The 21,645-nt window shown below is 61.6% G+C and carries 21 protein-coding genes, 1 tRNA gene and 1 pseudogene; 5 read left to right on the top strand and 18 right to left on the bottom strand.

Going from position 1 to position 21,645, the window contains the following annotated elements; genetic code table 11:
* Positions 1–39: 39 nt before the first annotated feature.
* Positions 40–276 (bottom strand): Lrp/AsnC ligand binding domain-containing protein, encoded by a 237-nt coding sequence (locus BDK61_RS16425; RefSeq protein ID WP_244209818.1) that lies wholly within the window; start codon positions 274–276, stop codon positions 40–42.
* Positions 260–1,733 (bottom strand): annotated as a pseudogene (gene tnpC / locus BDK61_RS16420) (IS66 family transposase). Before tnpC ends, BDK61_RS16425 begins: the two are co-directional and overlap by 17 nt.
* 263 nt (positions 1,734–1,996) lie before the next feature.
* On the opposite strand from tnpC, the gene BDK61_RS16415 reads away from it, so the two are divergent.
* Positions 1,997–2,683: a potassium channel family protein gene (locus BDK61_RS16415; protein ID WP_004964130.1), complete on the top strand. Its 687-nt coding sequence runs from the start codon at positions 1,997–1,999 to the stop codon at positions 2,681–2,683.
* A 2-nt stretch (positions 2,684–2,685) separates the two neighbouring features.
* Complete coding sequence (locus BDK61_RS16410; RefSeq protein WP_004593869.1) at positions 2,686–2,916, top strand: Lrp/AsnC family transcriptional regulator; 231 nt, start codon at positions 2,686–2,688, stop codon at positions 2,914–2,916.
* Between the two features lie 39 nt (positions 2,917–2,955).
* Here the strand turns inward: BDK61_RS16410 and BDK61_RS16405 are convergent, their stop codons facing one another.
* From BDK61_RS16405 to BDK61_RS16340, 14 genes are all read right to left on the bottom strand, one after another.
* Positions 2,956–3,468, bottom strand: coding sequence for a DUF5813 family protein (locus BDK61_RS16405; RefSeq protein ID WP_121303788.1), 513 nt, complete (start codon positions 3,466–3,468; stop codon positions 2,956–2,958).
* A 217-nt stretch (positions 3,469–3,685) separates the two neighbouring features.
* Positions 3,686–3,770 (bottom strand) — tRNA-Leu (locus tag BDK61_RS16400).
* Between the two features lie 148 nt (positions 3,771–3,918).
* Positions 3,919–4,443 (bottom strand): DUF7529 family protein, encoded by a 525-nt coding sequence (locus BDK61_RS16395; RefSeq protein ID WP_121303787.1) that lies wholly within the window; start codon positions 4,441–4,443, stop codon positions 3,919–3,921.
* Positions 4,444–4,480: 37 nt separating this feature from the next.
* Positions 4,481–4,888, bottom strand: a complete 408-nt coding sequence (locus BDK61_RS16390; RefSeq protein WP_004964121.1) for a DUF7555 family protein — start codon at positions 4,886–4,888, stop codon at positions 4,481–4,483.
* Positions 4,881–6,218, bottom strand: coding sequence for an ABC transporter ATP-binding protein (locus BDK61_RS16385; protein WP_121303786.1), 1,338 nt, complete (start codon positions 6,216–6,218; stop codon positions 4,881–4,883). The genes BDK61_RS16390 and BDK61_RS16385 overlap by 8 nt, the downstream gene beginning before the upstream one ends.
* Positions 6,211–7,431, bottom strand: a complete 1,221-nt coding sequence (locus tag BDK61_RS16380) for an ABC transporter ATP-binding protein (RefSeq protein WP_121303785.1) — start codon at positions 7,429–7,431, stop codon at positions 6,211–6,213. The genes BDK61_RS16385 and BDK61_RS16380 overlap by 8 nt, the downstream gene beginning before the upstream one ends.
* Positions 7,428–8,885: an ABC transporter permease gene (locus tag BDK61_RS16375; RefSeq protein WP_121303784.1), complete on the bottom strand. Its 1,458-nt coding sequence runs from the start codon at positions 8,883–8,885 to the stop codon at positions 7,428–7,430. The genes BDK61_RS16380 and BDK61_RS16375 overlap by 4 nt, the downstream gene beginning before the upstream one ends.
* Complete coding sequence (locus BDK61_RS16370) at positions 8,885–9,925, bottom strand: ABC transporter permease (protein WP_121303783.1); 1,041 nt, start codon at positions 9,923–9,925, stop codon at positions 8,885–8,887. The genes BDK61_RS16375 and BDK61_RS16370 overlap by 1 nt, the downstream gene beginning before the upstream one ends.
* Before the next feature lie 112 nt (positions 9,926–10,037).
* Complete coding sequence (locus BDK61_RS16365; protein ID WP_121303782.1) at positions 10,038–11,885, bottom strand: ABC transporter substrate-binding protein; 1,848 nt, start codon at positions 11,883–11,885, stop codon at positions 10,038–10,040.
* Positions 11,886–12,152: 267 nt separating this feature from the next.
* Positions 12,153–12,494: a hypothetical protein gene (locus BDK61_RS16360; RefSeq protein ID WP_004964105.1), complete on the bottom strand. Its 342-nt coding sequence runs from the start codon at positions 12,492–12,494 to the stop codon at positions 12,153–12,155.
* 56 nt (positions 12,495–12,550) lie between these two features.
* Complete coding sequence (locus BDK61_RS16355) at positions 12,551–13,336, bottom strand: MOSC domain-containing protein (RefSeq protein WP_004964102.1); 786 nt, start codon at positions 13,334–13,336, stop codon at positions 12,551–12,553.
* 39 nt (positions 13,337–13,375) lie between these two features.
* On the bottom strand, positions 13,376–13,924 hold the full coding sequence (locus tag BDK61_RS16350) for a peptidylprolyl isomerase (RefSeq protein WP_004964101.1): 549 nt from the start codon (positions 13,922–13,924) through the stop codon (positions 13,376–13,378).
* Between the two features lie 166 nt (positions 13,925–14,090).
* Positions 14,091–15,023: an alpha/beta fold hydrolase gene (locus BDK61_RS16345; RefSeq protein ID WP_121303955.1), complete on the bottom strand. Its 933-nt coding sequence runs from the start codon at positions 15,021–15,023 to the stop codon at positions 14,091–14,093.
* Positions 15,024–15,080: 57 nt separating this feature from the next.
* Entirely contained in the window at positions 15,081–16,166 is a 1,086-nt protein-coding gene (locus BDK61_RS16340; protein WP_011224729.1) for an anthranilate phosphoribosyltransferase, read from the bottom strand.
* Between the two features lie 109 nt (positions 16,167–16,275).
* Between BDK61_RS16340 and ahbB the strand changes: the two genes are divergently transcribed.
* From ahbB to mptA, 3 genes are all read left to right on the top strand, one after another.
* Positions 16,276–17,313 carry a siroheme decarboxylase subunit beta gene (gene ahbB / locus BDK61_RS16335; RefSeq protein WP_121303781.1) on the top strand — a complete coding sequence of 346 codons (1,038 nt, stop codon included), beginning with the start codon at positions 16,276–16,278 and terminating at the stop codon, positions 17,311–17,313.
* Between the two features lie 73 nt (positions 17,314–17,386).
* Positions 17,387–17,986, top strand: a complete 600-nt coding sequence (locus BDK61_RS16330) for a response regulator (protein ID WP_121303780.1) — start codon at positions 17,387–17,389, stop codon at positions 17,984–17,986.
* Positions 17,987–18,073: 87 nt separating this feature from the next.
* A complete protein-coding gene (gene mptA, locus BDK61_RS16325) occupies positions 18,074–19,003 on the top strand; it encodes a GTP cyclohydrolase MptA (RefSeq protein ID WP_004964088.1) in 930 nt (309 codons plus the stop codon).
* Positions 19,004–19,140: 137 nt separating this feature from the next.
* On the opposite strand, the gene BDK61_RS16320 is transcribed toward mptA, so the two are convergent.
* Both BDK61_RS16320 and BDK61_RS16315 read right to left on the bottom strand, forming a co-directional pair.
* The gene (locus BDK61_RS16320) at positions 19,141–19,947 is read right to left on the bottom strand and encodes a TrmB family transcriptional regulator (RefSeq protein ID WP_004593852.1); all 807 of its coding nucleotides are present in this window, start codon (positions 19,945–19,947) and stop codon (positions 19,141–19,143) included.
* 76 nt (positions 19,948–20,023) lie between these two features.
* Positions 20,024–21,637: a DUF255 domain-containing protein gene (locus tag BDK61_RS16315; RefSeq protein WP_121303779.1), complete on the bottom strand. Its 1,614-nt coding sequence runs from the start codon at positions 21,635–21,637 to the stop codon at positions 20,024–20,026.
* Positions 21,638–21,645: the final 8 nt, after the last annotated feature.

Here is a 21,645-nt window from a genome sequence, read left to right as displayed (position 1 = left end):
TGGCAAGTCCCTTTGCCGTGTCGGAACAACGCGGGGCGCTCACTCCAAACAGATGTACGTGCGCGTGTCGGCGACGCCGTCGAGATCCCGGACATGACCCGAGACCGACTGCATGATATCATACACTTCCGTACCCGTCGCTTCGCCGATGATATCGTACTGCCCGGCGACGATATGTGCCTCGGTGATGCCCTCGGCGTCACGAACTGCCGCAAGGAGTTCTTCGGATTTGCCAGCAGCGGTCTTGATCAGTATGTGTTTACCCTGTGGATTCAACGACCGGTACAGCGCGAGCTCGTGAGATCATCTCGTTGTCCCGAACGACTCGCTTGAGTTCCTCATAGGGATTGCGTCCCTGCTGGCTCCACGTTGCCAGCAGGGAGAAGAGGGTTTCGTGGACGAACATTCCGCGGTCGTTCCGGAGTGTCCCGATGATTTTCCGAAGAACGACTGGTTCACGTAGCGCGTTTTCCGCAGCGTTGTTCGTCGGCGAGACCGCTGGCTCACCGACGAAGGTGAGCCAGTGGTCGAGGCCTCCTTCGATCTTCCCGAGTAGTGTTGCCACTGGTCCGTCGGGGACCGACCGCTCAATCAACGATTCGAGTTCTCTCCGCGCGACACGCTGTAATTCTGCCCGCTCGCGCAGTGTCAAGTCGCTCTCCAGCTGAGTCTGGAGAGCGGCATACAACTGTGTGAGCGCTCGGTAGATCGGTTCGCCTTCTTCCTGCTGTTCGGCAGCATCCTCGGCCTCCCGGAGAATGTGCGCCCAACACCGCTGGAGTTTCTTGCTGAAAGCTGGGTACGCTGTCCACCCGTCACAGATAATCGTTCCTGCGAAGTCCTCCCCGAGGACTTCCGCAGGAACATCGTGGCCACGACTTTCCCGGACGGCGTACAGCGTGTGCTTGTCCGTTCGGAACGTCCAGAGCCACGCTTGGTCTCCGTCGCGCTTGATTCCCGTTTCATCAACGTTGACCACGTCGGCCTGTTGAATCTGTCTACGTATCTGCTCGTACTCCGAGCGACCGGCGCGCGCTGCGCGCTCGGTCGCATGCCACGCGGACGCGCCCGAAAGGTCCAATCCGTGGAGTTGGTTGAAACGATCAGCGATCTTTCGGTAGGGAAGCCGGTGATCGTACCGGGAAAGAGCCGCCTGCGCGATGACGTTCACCCCGAACTGCCCCTCATCGGGGCAGTCGGGGTGTGATGCCACCGTCTCGGTTCCGCACGAGTCGCACTCGTAGTAATGGCGGTTGTACTGGGTAGCTTCCACAGGCTGCGGATCAGGAATCTCTTCGACGAGTCGCGGGCTGACGCCCTCCGACTCATCGAACTGCTCACCACAGTCAGGGCAACAGTCACACGTGACTTCGACCACCTCATCTGGATCGGGTGCAGACCGCCACTCGGGATTATGGCCGGATTTTCGACCCGGTGTCCCGCCGTCAGTACGAGGTTCTTCGTCGTCCTCGTCGGATGAAGACGAGGACGACTCCTCAGAGTCAGATTGTTTCTGACTGGAGGGGGTGTGCGGTCCTTCGTGCCAGCGAAGTTTGGCTCTGAGCCGCTTGTTCTCTTCGCGGAGGTGTTGATTCTCCTGTTCAAGCTTCTCAACACGATTTTTGAGCGCAAGAAGTTCCTCACGCGAAACCTCAACGCTGTCATCTGAGGAAGTCACGCGACTGCACTCCCCAAAGCAGACGACACGGGATGGTCTCTGTCAGAGAGACCATCCCTCACAATCGCCTTTGTCGCCTGCATTGACCTACTGGCAGGTCAGGGGCAATCTACGAGAGAGTACCGAAATCGTTCTGGGGGTAAACCGATGCCTTGATCATAATAAACGCGCTAACCATATTGTGGTGTGTCGTGTCATAGCACGAAAAAGCTTCCGTCAGTCGACAACAATAGCCTTGTTGTTTGATATCGTGGTCAAGGCGTCCGGTGGTTCCACCGGGTGGGTACTTTTATTCACCCCCGCCCCATAGGAGGGTGTATGCGATTCGTTATCGTGGGTGCAGGTCGTGTCGGATTGCGGACGGCTCGCGTCCTGCAAGAGAGTGGCCACGAAGTTGTCCTCATCGAGCGCGATGAGAACGCCGTCGAACGCGCGCGAACGGCTGGTTTCGAGGTAATCGCGGGCGACGGCGCTATCGAGGAGACGCTCGGCAACGCCGACCTCGAAGCTGCCGACGCGCTCGGCGCGCTCACCGGCGACCTGAACGACAATTTCGTTGCCTGTATGATCGCCAAGGAACACGGCTGTCGAACCGTTATGCGTATCGACGAGGACTACCGCGAGGAGATCTACCGACGCTACGCCTCCGACGTTGACGAGGTCATCTACCCCGAACGGCTGGGTGCTATCGCCGCAAAGAACGCCCTGCTTGGCGGCAACATCCGCGCGGTCGCCGACATCGCACAGAACCTCCAGCTCGTGGAGTTTACCATTCAGAGACAATCGCCGATGGAAGGGTACTCGCTGTCGGAGCTGGAGCTGCCATCGGATTCCCGGCTAATGGCGCACGGGAAAGGCGAGGACCCGCTCGCCATTCCCGACCCGGACGAAACGCTGGAGGCCGGCGACCGGGTCGTGATACTGGCCGACTTCGGGACGCTCTCTGACGTTCGTAGTATCGTTGTCGGTGAATCAGAACGTGCGACTGCGCTTGGAGGTGCCTGAACATGGTCATTGCCTACGTGATGGTCAAAGCCCACACTGGTGACGCGGACCGTCTGAAGGATGACATCGAAGCCGTCGACGGCGTTGTCGAGGCCCACATCGTCGCTGGTGACGTCGACTTTATCGCAAAAGTGAACGTGGAGACGCCCGCCGAAGTCAAGGATGTCGCAGCGACACACATCCAGGAAATCCAGGGTGTCGAAACGACACAGACCTATATCGCGATGGACTGAGGCTGGCTGTTACCCTGTTTCCATGCTCGACACGTACAGCTACAGCGGTGTCCCGCCGCGAGACCCCTCGCTCCCGCCGGTACTCGCCGAATTGAGCAGGTCAGCCACGACGCCGACATAGTCGTAACCGGGAATGACGCCCTCGACGTACGTCCCCTCGACGTACTCGACGAAGGTTTTGGCGACGTCCGCGGCCTGCCGTTCGCCACCCATTGTGTACTCGAACGTGACCACGACCTGCTCGCCGGCCTCAACGACGGTGTAATCGTCCAGCTCGACAGCGGTTCGGGTCGCTTTCGGCGCGTCCTCAAGCCGTCGCTCCAGCGTCTCAAGCCAGCCATCGACGACGGCGTCACCAACCTCATCGCTTGTCGCGGCCTGTAGCGACGGCGCTCTGACCGTCACCTCGTAGTTTGTCCGCCACTCTTCGCCCTCAGACGCGGTCACGCGGCCGTCGAAGTTCGTCGTTTCGACCGCGTAGCTATCTCCAGCCGGGACAAGCGCATCGTGTCGGTCGAACGCTTCGGCAACGTCATCTGGCACATCAGTCATTACGCCGGTATAGGCCACAGAGGTGCAAAAACGCGTCGTGTCCGGACACTCTCCGTTCAGATCGTCTGTCACTGCCGCACCCGAAGCCCTAACCCACACAGGCTGTGCCACATCTGGGCCAAGTCGGACTGTCGAGTGTGTCACAGACGAGCGGTCAGGATTGTCTCTTGTGGACTACTGTGGCAAATATCGCTCCTCATGTCCACTCGTCGCAGAATGCGAGGGATGGGATTCGAACCCACGGACCCCTACGGGAGCGGGTCTTAAGCCCACCGCCTTTGGCCAAGCTCGGCTACCCTCGCGCAGATTGAACTCTGCGGGGGCTAGTGAATGGTCCTTTCGGTCTCGGGCTGCGAGATGGCCTATCGTGTCCCACCGCCGTCACGTCGGCGGCACTGAATACGGACCGTGACACATCGACGTGGCTGTCACTCTCTCCGATGCCGATACCTACTCGTCGACAGGGAGCCTGTCTGTTGGGAGGAACTTCGTCCGGTCCGCGTGGTTGAACGTTGCGACCGGGGTCCCGTCCAGTTTTCTGAGCATCGTCTGGAACGTCGCGCCGTCGTTCGCAGCGGTAACCGCGTTCCCGGCATCCTGTAGCTTGTATGCGCCAGCGATGAACAACGAGGCGGCGTCTGGGTCGAAGTACTCGACGGCCAGAAATACCTGTTCTCCGACCGTCCGCCGATACACGTCATACGCTTCGAGGGGGTTCGATTCGACTAGCCGCGTCACGTCTTCGGCCTTGTTGCCCGGAATGACGAACACGAGTTCGAGCCCGTCACCGTCGTCGACTGTCTGCAGGCCCGCATCCCCGGCCGGGACGACGACGGCCTCGCGGCCGTTAGACCGCCGCTGGTCTGCCAGTGCCTGTGTCTCTTCTAGCGTCTGTTTCCACGATGCCTTGCGCTCGTCCGAACCGGCGGCAAGCCGTTCGAGGTCGTCCGTCCCCTCGCCACCTGTCTTAACCATATCCAGTCGTTACGCCCGTGGGAGGTAAATGGTGGTGTCACCGGACGCCGAAGACGACTTCCATGCTCAGAGAGAGCCCGAGGACGAACAGGCTCGCAACAAAGAGTTTCACTGGCGGCGAGAATCGGTCTTCGGGTGGGGCGAGCGTATCGAGGGGTGGCACGGCACGAGCCAGCACCGACTCGAACGGCGTCCGCTCCCGCGCTGACACGCCAAACGACACGTCTGATTCACCGGACTCATCGGAATCGAGAGATGGCGCACGCCACAGTGTGACCGAGGCGTAGCCAAACAGCGCGAAGCCGATAAAAAACAGTGCGAACTTCACTGTCACCCAGCCACCGCCACGGAGCGGCGAGAGCACGCCACCGATAAGCGTCGCTGTGAGCGTTACGCCGAGGGCGTACCACAGCAGATCGAGTATCTTTCCCGCCAGGTTATCCATCGTGCGTGTCGTAGCCACGTTGGCGGAGTTCGTCGCCAGGGGAGACGTGCTCTTGTGCGTGTCGGTGACAGAAGCTCATCCGTCCATCGTCGACATCGTAGTACTGCGGCGTTTCGGTGTCACACTGACTGCCGAACACTTCTCTGAGGTAGGCACGAGCGGCGTCGGGGTCGCCATCACTGAGATACGACGCCGCCTGCTCGACGTGCTCCTGTACGACCGGCGGAAGGGTCACGTCGCTGAACTCCTCTTCGACGATTTCCTCGCTGTCGGCCAGCGCGGTGTCGAACCCGAGTCGTTCCTTGAGCCGCTCACCGATCGACTGTTCCGCGCGCGACCGCTCGCGAATGACATCACGGAACTCTCGAATCCGGTCCCACACCGCATCGCTAGCGTCTATGTCCTCTGGCCGAATCCGAACGGGACACCGCGTTGCGAAGGGACACCCCTGCGGCGGATCCCGTGGACTCGGTGGTGAGCCCGGTAGGGTGATCCGATCCACCTGAACCGTCGGATCCGGTTCTGGAATCGCCGACAGCAATGCGCGCGTGTAGGGGTTTTCTGGGCTCTGGAACAACTGCTCCGTCGGCCCGACTTCCATGAGGTTCCCGAGATACATCACCCCGACGCGGTCACAGATGTGCCGGACCACGCTCAGGTCGTGCGCGATGAAGAGGTACGTGAGACCGAACTCCTCTTGAAGCTCCTCCAGCAGATTGAGTATCTGGGCCTGAACGGACACGTCGAGTGCCGAAACGGGTTCATCGAGGACGACGAACTCCGGTTCGAGTGCGAGTGCGCGAGCAATGCCGATGCGCTGTCGCTGCCCGCCGGAGAACTGGTGGGGATATCGGTAGTAGTGCTCCGGCATGAGCCCGACCTGGTCGAGCAGTGTCCGCACTTTCTCCCGACGCTCGCGGGCCGTGCCCTGTTCGTGAACGTCCAGCGGTTCGCGGATAATCTCGCCGACAGTCATCCGGTCGTTGAGGCTCGACTCGGGGTCCTGAAACACCATCTGGGCGTTGCGGCGCCACTGCTTGAGGTCGCCGCCGCTGAGCTCGGTTATATCGGTTCCATCGAAGGAGACCGTCCCAGACGTAGCCGTCTCCAACTGGATGAGCGTCCGACCCAGAGTTGTCTTGCCACAGCCGGATTCACCGACTAGCCCGAACGTCTCGCCGCGTGAGATTTCGAAGTTCACGCCGTCGACGGCTTTCACCGGGTCTCCCCCGAGCAGTCCACCGCCTTCGTAGTACGTCTTCAGGTCCTGTACATCGAGCAACGTCTCGTCGGCTTGGTGCGACACGGTATCGACGACTGATTCACTCATCTGGGTCACCTCCCCCACTGTGTCCGCCGGTGTCCCCGGCACTGTGGCCATGGCCACCATCAGCCCGGGCATCGCTGTCGTCGGACCCGACCGGACTGGTATCCTCTCCGGCGTTTCGCTTCGCAGCCGGCCAGTCGTCTGCCGACAGCGCTTCGTCTGCCTCGGCACCTGTCTGGTCTGCGTTCGCTTCGTGCTGTGTCACAGTGTCGTCGGTAGGCATATCTTCGGGGTACAGGAGACAGGCAGCGGTGTGGTCTGCTGATTCGCCGACCTCGACGTGGGCGGGATGGACCCGCTCACACTCATCGAAGCCCTTCGGGCACCGGCTGACGAATCGGCAGAACGACGCCGATTCGTGCGGCGTCGGCACGTCCCCTTCGATAGTGGGCAGCCGATCCGTACTGGGGTTCCGGCCGGGAATACTCTGCAGAAGTCCCTGCGTGTATGGATGGTGTGGGTTTGCGAACAGTTCCTTGACGGGTGCTTGCTCAACGACTTCGCCGGCGTACATCACGGCGACGCGGTCAGCAACTTCCGCGATGACGCCCATGTCGTGCGTAATGAACATGATGCCGATGTCACGCTCCGTCTGAATCTCCTGCAACAGGTCAAGAATCTGGGCCTGAATAGTGACATCGAGCGCCGTCGTCGGCTCGTCACAGATGAGCAGGTCTGGGTCACAGGCCAGTGCCATCGCGATGACGGCTCGCTGGCGCATCCCGCCGGAGAACTCGTGTGGGAACTCATCGACACGCCGCGCCGCGTCGGGGATGCCGACTGCACGCAGCAGTTCGATGGCTTCCGACTTGGCTTCGGCACCTTCCATATCGCGGTGGAGCTCTAGCGCCTCGATGATCTGGTTCCCGACAGTGTACACCGGGTTGAGTGAGCTCAGCGGGTCCTGAAACACCATCGCGATGTCCCCGCCACGAACTGACCGGTACTCCTTCTCTGAAAGCGCCGTCAACTCTCTCCCGTCTAATCGTATGGACGACTCCTCGCGGATTTCGCCCGGACTTTCGACCAGTCCCATTATCGAGCGCGCGGTGACACTCTTGCCGGAGCCGGATTCGCCGACAATACCGAGTGTCTCGCTGCGAGCAATTTCGAAGGACACCCCGTCGACAGCGCGGATCTCCTCTCGGTCGCTGTGGAACACTGTCCGGAGGTTGTCTACGGCCAGCAGTGGCTCGCCGTCTTCGGTGTGGCTCATCCGCCACCACCCCCGGCGGCCGCGCCAGTTGCACCGCCTTCAGCACCCTCGCTCTGTGGGTCGATAGCGTCACGAATCCCATCACTCAGTGCGTTGAACCCGGTAACGACCAGCGTAATCAGGATACCCGGAATGAGCGAGATGTGCCAGGACTGACTGGCGATGTACGACTGTCCAATGTTGATCGCCCGCCCCCACTCAGGAGTCGGGGCGGTAATCCCGAGTCCGAGGAACGAGAGGGCAGAGACGGAAATAATGACCCCGCCCAGTGTTAGCGAGGCATAAACCAAGAGATAGCCGAGGATATACGGTGCCATATGTTTCCGCATGATCACAGTGGGTCGCTGGCCGTAACTCCTTGCCGCGTCGACCCACTCCTGTTCCCCGACCTGTAACGCAGGACCACGCACCGCTCGCCATAGCCCCGGCCAGCGTATTAACGCGAACAGGAGGATGAACAGCATCGCCCCGTTGTACAGCTCTGCTATCCAGTGATTCTTGAACACCACTGTCGCAAGAATCACCAGCAACAATGCTGGCATTGCCTGCACGGAGTCACTGGTCAGTACCACGATGAGGTCAGTCACCCCCTTGTAGTAGGCGGTAACTAATGCCAGCGTCGTCGCAATAAAGCCTGCAATCGCCATCGATCCGAGGCCGATGAACAGCGACACCCGTGCACCAAAGGCGAGGAAGGTGAACAGGTCCTTGCCGCTGACGAGCGTTCCGACGGGATGGAACCGCCCGAAGTCGTCGTAACTCCAGATTCCGACGTTGCTGTCACCGCTCCCGCGGGAGGCGGAACCGAGGTTCGCCTCACCGATAGTGATCGTTTCGACCGTCTCCGTGTCCGCGTCGTAGTACTGCATATCGTGGGAGTACGGTCCCTCGATATTCTCTTCGGCCGTCGTTGGGCCGACAACGGGCGCGAACGCGGCCATCGTGATGAAGAAGACGACGACCGCAAGTCCGAACAGGCCCCAGTAGTGGCTTCGGAGTCGGTCGATGACGTCGTCAGTCGGCGTCCAGTCAGCGGCGCGGTAGTGCCGGCGGAACGTCACATACCCGTACCACAGCCAGCCCAGCAAGACTGCAACGTATACGTACACCAGCAGGAAGCGAATGAGCCATGCGTACTTCGGCTCAAGGCCAAGGAACGTGCCTTGCCAGGCGCTCCCGTCGTAGTATCCTCGGTTGGGTATCAGTTCGCGGCTCAGCAGGTGCGGCAGTTCGCTGAAGAACGCCGACGCACTGGCGAACGCCTCGGCACCGGGCGCGCCCGGAAGTAGCCCGAGTCCGAAGCCAATCGCGCCGAGCAGCCCATCGAGGTACGTCGGTCCCTCAAGCAACAACAGGAGACAGAGCCCGGCCCCCCACAGCAGTGCCGGCCCGGGGTGGGCCTTGAGTCGGTCCCGTAACGGCTGATCGATGTCTTCGGTGAGTTCTGTCTCCATCATGCGTCGTACCCCACGCGTGGGTCGATAATTGTGTACGCGAAGTCCTGTACAATATTCAGCCCGACGATAAGGAGGATAAACAGATACATCAGTGTTCCAACAAGCGGGAGGTCACCCTGCTCTGCCGCCCGGAAGAACAGGAGACCGATACCGTTAATCGAGAAGACAGTTTCGACGAGCACTGACCCGCCAATCAGGATGAACGCTTCCGCAGTGATCACCGGCACGAGCGGAATCAGGGCGTTTCGGAAGATGTGCTTCCACACCAGTACTCGCGGTGAGACGCCTTTGGCCTTGGCCGTTTCGACGTACTTCGAGTTGATCGTTTCGAGCACGGCAGTTCGGCCGATACGCATCTCTGTCCCCATCGACGCGGACCCGAGCACCAGTGCGGGCGGCAGTATCTGCTTTGTCGCTTTCGCGAGGTTGGTCCATGCCTGTCCCGGGTCAGTCATCAATCTCGTGGGATTCTTGAGCACGGCGAGGTTCGGCGAGGTCACGACGTTCGTCTCCACGATGAAGCTGGTCCAGCTGAACCCGAACAGCTGTTCCGTCTGTGAAAGCACCGTCACCAGAATTACCGCGAGCCAGAAGTTCGGCATCGCTCGCCAGACAATCCCACCGAAGGAGGCGAAGTAATCCGAGAACGTATTCGGATTCAGGCCGGCGTAGAAGCCAAGCGGAATGCCGATTCCAAGGGCGATCAGGACCGCCCAGAATCCGAGCCAGATCGTCCGCGGTGCGTAGCTAATGATGAGGTCGATGGCCGGCGTCCCGGAGTTGACCACCCACGACTGGCCCAGATCGAACAGGAACAGGTCACCCATAAACTCGAAGTACTGTTCCCAGAGCGGTTCGTTCAGTCCCAATCGTTGTTCGATCTGTCGAATCGCACGTGCATCACCTTGCGGACCGAGGATCGCCGCTGCAGGACTGAGCGGCCCCAGCCGGATAATTGCGAACGTTACTGTCGTCCCGAATATAATAACAGGGATTGACAGTACCAAGCGCTTGAGCATATACGTAGCGCGGCTCATGGCTTAGCTTGTCTCCGTTGTACGGGTACTTGTGAGTTCATAATCTCTGAGGGCTGCGAAGTTGTTCCCGTCACCAATCGTGACGGGGACGGTCACGCCAGCAGGGACGCGATTACTCTCTGTCTCCGAGCGACACAGTGTTCATCTTCTGTCGGCTCGGTCCCATCCCGGCAGGCGGAGCAAAGTCGACGTGGTCGTACCAGAACAGCTCAGTCAGCTCGTGATACACCGGCAGCATGGCGACGTCTTCCCAGTTCGCGTTCTCCATCTCGAGGTACGCGTCGTTCCGGGCGGTCTGGTCCTCTTCCGTCGGTGCCGGGTTTTCGGCGATCGCCTGATATGCCTCCTCAGCCTGCTGGGCAGCGTCGCCGTTCTCCGGCTGCCAGTTGACGTACGAAATCGGGAAATCGAGGCTCGTGTCAGTCTGTGGCGGGTTCAGCAGCTGGAGGAAGTTGTCCGGGGCGGGCCAGCCGGCGACCCAGCCAAGCGAGTACATCTCTAGCTCGCCGTTGCGGCCACGTTCAAGCAGCGTGTTAAACGGCGCCTGATTGACTTCGAGGTCGATGTAGACACTCTGTAGCTGGTCTCGAAGGATGCTTGCGGTTTCGCTCCAGACACCGGACTCGTAGATTGTCAGCTCCATGGCGAACCGCTCGTTTTCGCCGTAGCCAGCTTCTTCCATCACCGAGCGGGCCTCTCCGAGTTGGCTGTCGTCGTAGCCGTACGGGTACTCGTTTTCGGCGCGGTCGTTGTAGTTCTGGGCGCCGCCGGGGAAGATGGACTTCGGCGTGAAGTTGTAGGCGGGCTCGCCGCGCTGTTTGAACACCTGTTCGACAACGGTGTGCTGATTCATCGCATACGCGACCGCCTGACGGACCGGCTTGGGTACGCTGGCCATATTGAACCCGAGATAGAACACCCCGATATTCGATACAGCGGAGTAATTGGCCGTGGCGCCGTTGCGCAACTCGCCGTAGGACCCGATCTGACGACCCTGGTCGTCTTCCTCCTCGACGGACACCTTCCCGGGGTCGTACTGCGCCGTGGGGAGCTCGAAGATGTCGGCATTGCGGTTCATCGCGTAGTTGTAATTGGCCGAATCGTTCTCGATGACCGCAAAGTGGACGCCGTCGACGCTCGCGCTCTCGCCGTAATAGTCGTCGTACGCGCTGACCCTGGCCTCAGTGCCGGAGTCCCACGTGTCGAACTCGAAGGGACCGTTCCCGACCGGGTTCGAACTGGAGAACTCGGCCTGTGTCATCTCGCCCTCATACCCTTCGATATCGCCGACCATGCCCTCAGGAACCGGTGAGAAAGAGGAGTACGCGAGCATTTCCAGCGTGGATGCAAACGGTGATTCCAGCTGGATTTCGAGCGTTGTTTCGTCGATAGCTTCGACGCCGAGCGTCCCGGACTGGTACACTTCCTGTTCCTCGCCGTCGACCGTCTCGGTCGTCGTCTCGTGTGTCACGCCCAGCGAGTCCAGAACGAAGTAGGCACGACTGGAGTTGCTAGATGCAGTCAGTCGCTCGAACGCGTAGACAAAGTCGCTGGCGGTTACGGTGTCCCCGTTGTGGAAGGTTGCATCCTTCAACTGGAACGTGTAGGTTGTGAAGTCCTCAGATACCTCATAGTCCGCAGCCATAAGCCCCTCTACAGCGGGCTGACTGTCGGGATAGTTCATCAGTGGGTCGAACATCTGCTGGATGACGATTCCCGACTGGGTGTCGGTCGCCTCGATCGGGTCCATCGTCGTCATCGTCCCCGTGTTGACCCGCCAGAGGTCCCCCTCTTCCTTCAGGTCGGTCCCGACATCGCCCCCACTGTCGTCTGTCGAGTCCATGCCGCCGCCGGTTCCCTCCTCTGCTCCCTCAGTCTCGTCACTATCACTGGAACATCCCGCCAGCGCTGCGGCCGCCGCAGCACTGCCCGTTGCTTTCAGAAACGATCGCCGTTCCATGCTACTTGAACGTGGCATATTGATACCCAAATTGCCCCCTACAAATAGAAGTTATGTCATACAGTAGCTTGAAATATTAAACTGCTCGCATGAAGAAATTCAGTTTATTATCTATAGTAATCTTACATGATATATCCTGTAGTGAATGTTACCTGAATGCAAATATTCCACCCCACACAACGGAATTATCGGCGGTATTGACCGCGCGCACTGGTTTTTACGTGGATTGATAGGTGGGAGTAACAGCGGCCGCTGTCAGAAACTGCGCTACCAGTCGACGGAGAGTGACCCGTCGCCGTTTGGGTCCGGGGCGATTTCTTCGTTCGTTCGCCGGTCGATGACGTGGATGATGCCCCGGTCCTTCTTGGCTGGACAGGCCTCCGCGGCCGCGATATTGTGATCGAGGTCTGACTCGTCGATGAAGTACGCCTCGGGCTTGGCGATGCCAGTGTCCAGGTCAAGCGTCCAATTGCGCGACTTCTCGGCGCATTTGCCCGCGCCGAAGCACTTGTTCGCCTCGAAGATTATTTTGTAGGGCTTCTCCTCGACCGGGGGGCCGTCCTGTTCGCCGAACTCGCTCGGGTCGACGTGGTCGTCCGCGTCTGCCATTACGCCCCGTTCGGGATGGACCGTCTTTCGATTGTCGGTCTCGCCGTTGTTCGCCGCTACGTCTCAGTCGTCGAGACGACCTCGACGGGGTCCCCGACGGCGAGCGCCGCGTCGCGGTCGGCCTCAGGAACGCGGGCGATGAGCATCAGGGTGTAGAAATGGTCGAAGGCGTCCCGGTCGGCCCACTCCGGAAACGTCTCCTGTCGGCGTTCGATGAACTGTTCTCGGAACCCCGGGGTTTCCTTCCCGGTGTCGGGGTCTCGCTGCGGGACCACACAGCGACCGCAGGGTGTCACCCCTTCGAAGCGGACACTACCGGCCCGGAACGCTGGAGCGTCCGCGCCGACGAAGCGGTCTTCCCAGAACGCCGGGACGCCGCCGACCTCGACGTTCGCCCGGAGTCGTCGGCGCAGCCCGTCGACAGTCACGTCGTCGAACCACGATGCCACCGTTTCCAGTGTCGCGGTACTGATGACCGACGGCCCCATTTCCCGCCGGTCGACGTACCCAAGTGTCTCGTCGCGCTCGACGGTCAGGTCCACATCGAAAAATTTGCTGAGCCAGTCGGCGGCTCGGGTGCGATCACTTGCATCCCGGAGTCTGAACGACGCGCTATCGCCGTCGGTGGTGACCGACAGCGTCCCCGTTTCGGTGTCGTAGCCGGTGTCGATGTCGTGGACGCGGCGGGTTCGCTTCCCGTTGACCACGTCGCCGTCGGCGTCGAACAGGGCGAACTCGCGGTCGTGCGCCAGCGTCCCGCCCGGACGCATCGATACTGAGTCGCAGTCCATGCCGTCCAGTGCCTTGACGGGGTAGACGGTGAGTCGTTCGACGTGTGCCACTATCGGTTGCTCGGTCGGAACAACGAAAACGTTGTCTGGTTACCGGTGAACGTCGACCGATTCCAGCAGCATCTCCTCGGTCGGCGCGTCGTTGCGGTCGGTGTCGACGCTGCCGATAGACTCGACAACGTCCATTCCGTCGATGACCTTCCCGAAGACGGCGTGCTTGCCGTCGAGGTGGGGCTGGGCGTCGAGGGTGATGAAGAACTGCGAGCCGTTGGTGTTCGGGCCGCTGTTGGCCATGCTGAGGACGCCCGGGCCGTCGTGGCTGAGTTCGTCGTGGAACTCGTCGTCGAAGGAGTAGCCGGGGCCGCCGCGACCAGTGCCGGTCGGGTCGCCCATCTGGATCATGAAGTTCTCGATGATCCGGTGGATGTCGATATCAGTGTACAGCGGGTCGATGCGCTTCTCGCTGGATTCAGGGTCTTCCCACGCGCCGGTCCCCGGGCCGACTTCGGTCCCGTCGTAGTCGTCGGCCCCTTCGGCCAGACCGACGAAGTTCTCGACGGTAGTCGGCACGCGCTCATCGTACAGTTCGACTTCGATCTCGCCCTCTGTCGTGTGGAGGGTTGCAGTCAGGTCACTCATACTCAATCGGAGGGAAGCCCGGCAGAAAAGCCTGCCCACTGACCGAGGATTCACGTACTGCAACGAGGCCATCGCCGCCATGGTCTGAGTAGCTGTCGCGTGGCGGGACGCGGGAGTCTGACGCGTCGCCACGCGACCGGGAGTGTCGGCTGTTCGTTGCGCTGGGCTACGGCAGGTGTGACAGCAGTAGCTCCGAGACCTGCTCGGGGGCGTCGAACTGGACCCAGTGGCTCGCCGCCGGGAGCCGCTCGACTCGACAGCCCGGGACCCATTCTTCGAGGTCCTGGGTCAGGTCGAGCGAGAGCGCATCGTCCTGAACACCCCAAATAAGGAGCGTTGACGCTGTCACTGGACTGTTGCCGACCCCGCCCGCCGTGAGCGTCAGCTTTGCGTTCCGCCGGCCAAGCGCCCGGTAGTAGTTGACCGCGGCCGTGCGCGCGCCCGGCTGCCCGAGCGCCCGCTTGTACCGCCGCACGTCGGTCTCGGTGAAGGCGTCAGGGCGGGTCGGTCCGTCAGTCAGAATGCGCTCCAGCATGGTGAAATCGTTCCAGCCGAGGCTGGCCTCCGGAAGCGCGGGAAGCTGGAAGAACAGCACGTACCAGGAGCGCAGTAACTGGTCGACCGAGTGGCGGAGCGCTCGTTCGTATGTCGAGGGGTGTGGTGCATTCAGAACCGCAAGCTGGTCGACAACATCGGGACGGTCGATAGCGGTCTGCCAGGCGATGACACCGCCCCAGTCGTGCCCAACAATGTGGGCCTGTTCGCGGTCGAACGCCGACACGAGGCCCGCGACATCGGCGACCAGTTCGTCGATGTGATAGGCTCCGACGCCCTCGGGCTTGTCGGAGTGGTTGTAGCCCCGGAGGTCGGGTGCAACCACGCGGTAGCCGGCGTCCGCGAGCGCCGGGAGCTGGTGTTTCCAGGCGTACCAGAACTCCGGAAAGCCGTGCAACAGGACGACGAGGTCGCCGTCCGGCGGCCCGGCGGTCACGGTATGAAGCCTGATACCGTTCGTGTCGACCAGCTCGTGGATTCCGGGGGTTTCTGCTGCGGGTACCGTCCACGCAGTGCTGTCACGAGCGCTGGCGTGTTGTCCCATCAGAATCATTTCGCCCGCTCGGTAGAAGTGGGTTCCGCTCTGTGGGCCGTTGCCGGCTTAGAAGGTCCGAAGCTCGTCGAGTGTCGCCGCTGCGCTGCCGTCGGCAATCGCTTCACGGGCCTGTTCGAGGCCGTCCTGAATACTGTCGGCGTCCTCACGGGCATAGATGCGGAGGGCGGCGTTGAGCGCGACAGCATCGGCAAAGCCGTCTTCGCGCTCGCCGGCCAGCACAGCCTCGGTTATCGCCGCCGACTCTTCGGCCACGTCGTCGACCTGCAGGTCCTCGCTCTCAATGTCCATCCCGTACTCGCCGGTGCGGATTTCGAAGTCTGCGATGTCCTCGTCGTCGGACTCCTCGCCGGTGACGGGCCATTCGGCCACGATTGTCTCGCCGGGGCGAACGTCGTCGTAGCCTTCCATTCCCTGGAAGAACAGGGCGCGCTCGACGCTGCTGGTCTCGGACTGGGCGAGTGTTCGGACCATCTTCTTCGCGAAGGCCAGATGGTAGAAGCTGCCGAGATGCACACTGGCGTTGGCGGGGTTCGCAAGCGTCTCGACAGTGTTGACGAACGTCCGGACGCCCATGTTGTCGCGGCGCTCGAACAGGGCGTCGATGCCGGGGTTGAACTCGGGCTGGTAGTAGTAGCCGAAGCCGACCTCGTCGACCATATCGGCACTTTCGCTCGGCTCGATTTCGGTTCGGACGCCCAGTTCGTCTAACACGTGCTTGTAGGCGTCCTGCTTCTGCGTCGGGACGCGGTCGCCGGAGTGGACGACAACGGGCGTCCCGGCGGCGGCGGCGACGACACCTGCGCCGACGCCGAGAATCGCGGACCGGCCTTTGCCGTCGTAGTTGGCCCCGCAGTCGACAGGGTCAGCTTCTGGCGTAGCTGTCTCGACCGATTCCTCGGACATCACGTCGACATACGCACCCAGTTCCTCGGGGGTGTTGCGCTTCCAGCGGTTGGCGAGCCAGAACGCGCCAAGCGTCGTGTGGTCGGGTTCGTCGCCGAGGATGCGCTGGAACGCCTCCCGGGCCTGTGTGCGGGACATATCGTCAGCCGATTTGTGACCGGAGCCGACGACTTCCGTCATGAGTCGTTTGAGCGGCCATTCGCCGTACTCCCGGGTCGCTTGCGCCATGGAAACGTGTTCGGGCCAGAGTTCAAAAGCCCCTGCGTTTTGTTCTCAGTTTATGGGAACTGACCGCCTTCCCGAAAGGGATACACGACTACACTCCTAATCGAATACAATGAGTCTCCAGTCGGGCGAGTGGCGCGAGCAGATCGACGAGGTAGACGCTGCGCTCATCGATGAGTTCCAGAGTGACTTCCCGATTCAGGAACGCCCCTTCGAGGCCGTTGGTGATGCGCTGGGGGTCTCGGCGGGAACAGCACTCGACCGGGTCAAAACGCTCCGTGACGACGGCATTTTCCGTCGGTTCGGTCCGGTTCTTAATCCGCCGGTCATCGGCTCTTCGACGCTGGCTGCTGTCAGCGCCCCCGAGGACCGGTTCGACGAGGTTGCCGAGATAATCAACGGGTACCGGCAGGTGAACCACAACTACGCTCGCGACCACAAGTGGAATATGTGGTTTGTTGTCACTGCAGGCTCCCGACAGCGACGTGACGAGATTCTGGCCGAGATTGAGGAGCGAACCGGCTGTTCGGTACTCGTCTTGCCGATGTTGACTGACTACTACATCGATCTGGAGTTCCCGGTTGTCAACGGTGACCGGTTCGCCCGGGAGAGTCTGGAGACGACCGACGCCACTGCGACTCGAATAAGCGAAGATGCCGCCGCGGACCTCTCGGAACTGGACCGACGATTGTTGCTCGAAATTCAGACTGGTTTCCCGCTTGTCGCAACGCCATACCGAGACGTGGCGGACGCTGTCGATGCCGACGTGTCCGAAGTACTCTCGGCTATCAAGCGACTCCAGCGAACCGGCTGTATCAAGCGCATCGGCTGTGTCGTGAATCACATCGTCACCGGGTTCGACAACAACTGCATGGTCGTCTGGGACGTGCCGGACGACGCCCTCGACGAGCGTGGGCAGGCAGTCGGCGAACTCCCCTATGTCACGCTCTGCTATCACCGGCCACGCCGCCCGGAGCAGGACTGGCAGTACAACCTCTTTACAATGATCCACGGACGCGAAGCGGACATCGTGGACGAGAAGATAGACGAACTCGCGACTGACCACCTCCCGTACGACCACGGCCGGCTGTACTCGACGGAGACGCTGAAACAGACTGGGGCACGATACGACGACATCGTCGGCCAGTAACCGTTCTCAGTCAGGGTGTCCCGGGAACGGTGGCCGGAACCCTTTTGCAATTCTGCTGTAAATATGCTAGCTAATGACAAAGGGTCGGCAAGTGACAATCCTCGTTGTCGACGACGAGCCAGCGGTGGCAGACGTGTACGCGGACCAGTTAGGGGAACGCTACACAGTCGAGACGGCATACAGTGGTGAGGCCGCCCTCTCGAAGCTGGACTCCGCAGTCGATGTTGTCCTGTTAGACCGGCGGATGCCGGACCTCTCCGGCGACGAGGTGCTGTCGGCGATCCGTGAGAGGCGCTACGATACGCGCGTGGCGATGGTGACCGCAGTAGACCCCGATTTTGATATCATCGAGATGCCCTTCGATGATTACGTCCTCAAACCAGTGTCGAAGGCGGACCTCTTCCAGACAATCGAACAGTTGCTTCTGTACGCCGATTACGAGGAACGCCTGCGGGAATGCTACTCGCTCACGGCGAAATACGCTGCACTGGAATCATCGAAACCACAGGCTGTCCTCGATGAGAGCGAGGAGTTCACTGCGCTGCGGGCCGAACTTGAGGAAGTCCGCGCGGAGCTTGACGAACTCACGGATTCGTTCGACGCCACGGACTTCGAATTGCTGTTTCGGAATTTCGAGACGGACGAGTCAATACCGGACAACACACAGTTTTGAGTCGGGTCGGAGCGGTTGTTTCGGGACTCACGGCGACCCGCCCACCCTTTCGAAAGCACTAACCGATTCTCTTCCATAGGGAGGGCAATGAGTCAACAACTCCCGGACGTGCAGGCGTCGAGTCCGGACGTAACGGTCGGTCTCAATCGCGTCGGTGTGACGGGCGTCGAGAAACTCGTCAAACTGGGGCGTCGTGACCGCGACCCCATCGTACTCATGGCGGAGTTCGAAGTGTTCGTAGACCTGCCGTCCTGGCGAAAGGGTGCCGATATGTCCCGCAATATGGAGGTTATCGACGAGACGCTGGAAACCGCTGTCTCCGAGGAAGCCTATCGGGTTGAGGATGTCTGTGGCGACGCCGCCGAACTCCTGCTTGAGAAGCACGATTACACGACGAAGGCGGAGGTTCGGATGGAAGCGGAGTACGTCACCCACGAGTCCACGCCGGCGTCCGAAATGGCGACACAGTCGACCGCCGACATCATCGCCTCGGCGACAGCGACTGAAGACGGGACGAGCGAGGAAATCGGTGCTCGCGTCACCGGGATGACCGTCTGCCCGTGCTCACAGGGGATGTCAGCTTCCCGCGCCCGCGAGACGCTCAAGCAGCTAAACGTCGAAGACGATGTCATCGAGGAGTTCCTTGAAACCAATCCACAGGCCGGCCACTCACAGCGGGGCCACGCCACGCTCACCGTCCAGAGCGACGGCGCGCCCGAGGTCGACCTGAACGAACTCATCGAAGTCGCCCGCGATTCGATGAGCGCCCGCATCTACAACCTCGCGAAACGGCCCGACGAGGACCACATGACCTACGAGGCCCACAAGGACGCCAAGTTCGTCGAGGACTGCGTTCGCGCGCTTGCCGAGGGCGTCGTCAACACGTTCCCGGACCTGCCGGACGACGCCGTCGTGACGATGAAACAGTCCAACGACGAGTCTATCCACCAGCACAACGCCCACGCAGAGCGCGTGGCACAGTTGGACGACCTGCGGCAGGAAGTCAGCGAGGACTGAGCGCAGCGAAGTCCTCGGAACGTTGAGCGGGGAGCACAGCGATCCGCGAAACCGCAGAAATTTTTGAGCGGAGCAGTTCACAACAGTACGGACGCCGTTTGCGACTCGATTTCCTCTCACCTGTTCCGGCGGTCCAACTATGGCGGGCCGACCGGTTTCGCTTCGGCCCAGTGTTCTTCGAACGCCTGGCTGATATCGGCAGTGAAATCGGAGTCTTTCATGTCGATGACGCCGAAGGTTTCCTCGCGGCCCAGCGGGTGTGGGACCTCGATACAGACTTCGACGCCGTCGAGTAGCTCGAACGTGGTCCTGATGTTCGGGCTGGCGCGGGCGCTGTAGTTGTCGTAGTGGAAGAGGCGCTCGTAGTACTCACGGTTGGCCTCCTCAGGAAGGCTTTCGAACAGATCCGGTCGGACGAGCAGGGACACTTCCACACCGCGCTCTAACGCCGCTTCGAGTTCGTCAACGATCCGCTCGGTGCCGGAGAGGATATCGACCTGTCGAGCGGGTGCCGAGCCGACCATGATAATCTCGTCGTCGGCGGCGGCTAGCCGCTCAAGCAACAGGTCAAGCGAGTTATCGGGGCCGACGGCGGCCGTCCAGAACGGCTCCTCGACGGGGTCTGCCGACTCCAGCTGTGACGAGAGGTCGTCAACGATTTCCTCGTACTGGCCGACCTTTTCCTGGAGTTCGCGCTTCTTGTCTTCGAGCAGGCGGTCGAGGGCCGTGTCGGGCTCGACGGCGACGTATTTTTTCGGTCTGCTGGCGGTCTGGCTGCGGACGAGATTGTACGTTTCGAGGCTGTTGAGCACGTCGTAGATGCGGCCCATCGGAACGTCACTGGCCCGTGATAGTTCCTTGGCCGTTGTCGGTCCCGTTTCCAGCAGTGACCGGTATGCTCTGGCTTCATATTCGGAAAGTCCGAGATCTCTGAGACTGGACATACCCATACATCAGGGTACGTGTGCAAAAACTTGTCGGGGGTTTACCGTTTGTCCACGTTTGCTGTCGTTGTTCGTGTCAGCGGTCGCCAGTGAGTGAGGCTTCGAGTTCGGCCGGGGTCGTCCCCTCGGCGACAATTGCGTCCCCGTCGAGGAGTCGCGCCGTGCCGTCGCCGTCCGGCTCCGGGACGACGGTGGTCTCGTGGTCGGCCAGCCGAAGTGCCGCGCGGTGGAGGTCCGTTCCCGCTTCGGCCCCGACGGTGAGGGTCTGGGGTTGCTGAAGGCGGGCCGCGACGCCGGCGTAGCCGGCCACCTCGACGCCCATCCGTTCTGCTGCGCCGGCGAAGGACTCGACGGCTGAAAGCGCCGCGTTGCGGTATCGGTCCTCGCCGGTGAGTGCCGCGAGGTCGACAAGGGCGTCAGCCAGTTCCACTGTCGCGTCGAGCGGATGGAGCGAGCGGGTACACAGCCCTGCGCCGCTGTCGGGACCGTCCCGGAACGCGCCGTCATCTTGCTGGCGGTTTTCGATGGTCCAGTCGGCGATAGCCTTGGCCGGCCCCGGTTCACCGAGGACCTGCCAGCTCGTCGTCAGGCCCTGGAGGAGCTGGGCCTGGTCAAGCAGCAGACCGGTATCGCTGTCCGCGCCGTCGTAGTGGGCGACCTCGCCGCCATCGACAAGCGATTCACAGACGGCGTCTCGCGCGCGACTGGCGTACTGCTGTGCGCGCTCGTCGCCGGTGTAGGCTGCGACCCACAGCAGGGCATCGATAGCGAGGCCGTTGCGGTCTGCGAACACTGTCTCGTCGACGTTCGGCGACACGGTCCCTTCGCGCTCTGTCGGCTCCAGCCGGTAGTACTCGTCCGAGCCGGCTTGGCTCGCGGCGAACGCGTCGCCGGCCCACAGTGTCGTCGTGAGGTAGTCGACGGTCCGCTGGGCGGCGTCCCGGTACGCCTCAGTCCCAGTGTACCGGTAGCCGTGAGCGAAGGCCCGGACTAGGGCAGCGTTCTCGTCCAGTAGCTTCTCACGCCGGGGGTTCCCCCAGCTGCGCTCTGTCGAGTACCGGAAGAAGCCACCGTCGTAGGTGTCGAGCAGGTGTGTCCGAATCGCTTCGAGTGTCCGGGTGGCCTGGTCCCGCGCTCGGACAAGGGCGAACTCTACGGTCCGCGGCAGCGGGAACTTCACGTCGGTTCCCCAGCCGCCGAACTCGTCGTCGAACGCGCCAAGCAACTGTTCGACCATGTGTTCCTCGATGCGCGGCCGGAGTTCGCCAGCCGGCGGCGATTCGTCCTGTAGCTGCCGGGGAATCGAGCCCGCCGCCGCGCCCTGGGCGTCCCACGACTCCCGGACGGAGTCCAGAATACCGCGGAACCCGTCCGGCCCGAGGAACGTCGCGCCGGTGATGACCTCGCCCTCAGGAGTCAGGAACACCGTCGACGGGAATCCACCCATCGTGTACCGCTCCCGGACGCGTGGGTTCCGGTCGGCGTCAACGCGGACCGGGACGAACCCGTCGTTGATGTTGGCCGCGATGCGGGGCTCGCTATACGTGCCTCGGTCCATCGCCCGGCACTCGGCGCTCCACGGAACCGTCAGCGCCAGCAGTACCGGCTTCCCCGACTCTGCGGCGTCCTCGAACGGGGCTGTGCCCCACTCGCGCCACTCGACCTTCGTGTCGCGTGCGTATTCGTCCATACCGGGTG

The organism is Haloarcula quadrata, assembly GCF_003634715.1.
Taxonomy (GTDB): Archaea; Halobacteriota; Halobacteria; order Halobacteriales; family Haloarculaceae; genus Haloarcula; species Haloarcula marismortui.
The sequence above is the reverse complement of the archived record's forward strand: the minus strand, read 5'-3'. Positions and strand labels throughout refer to the sequence as shown.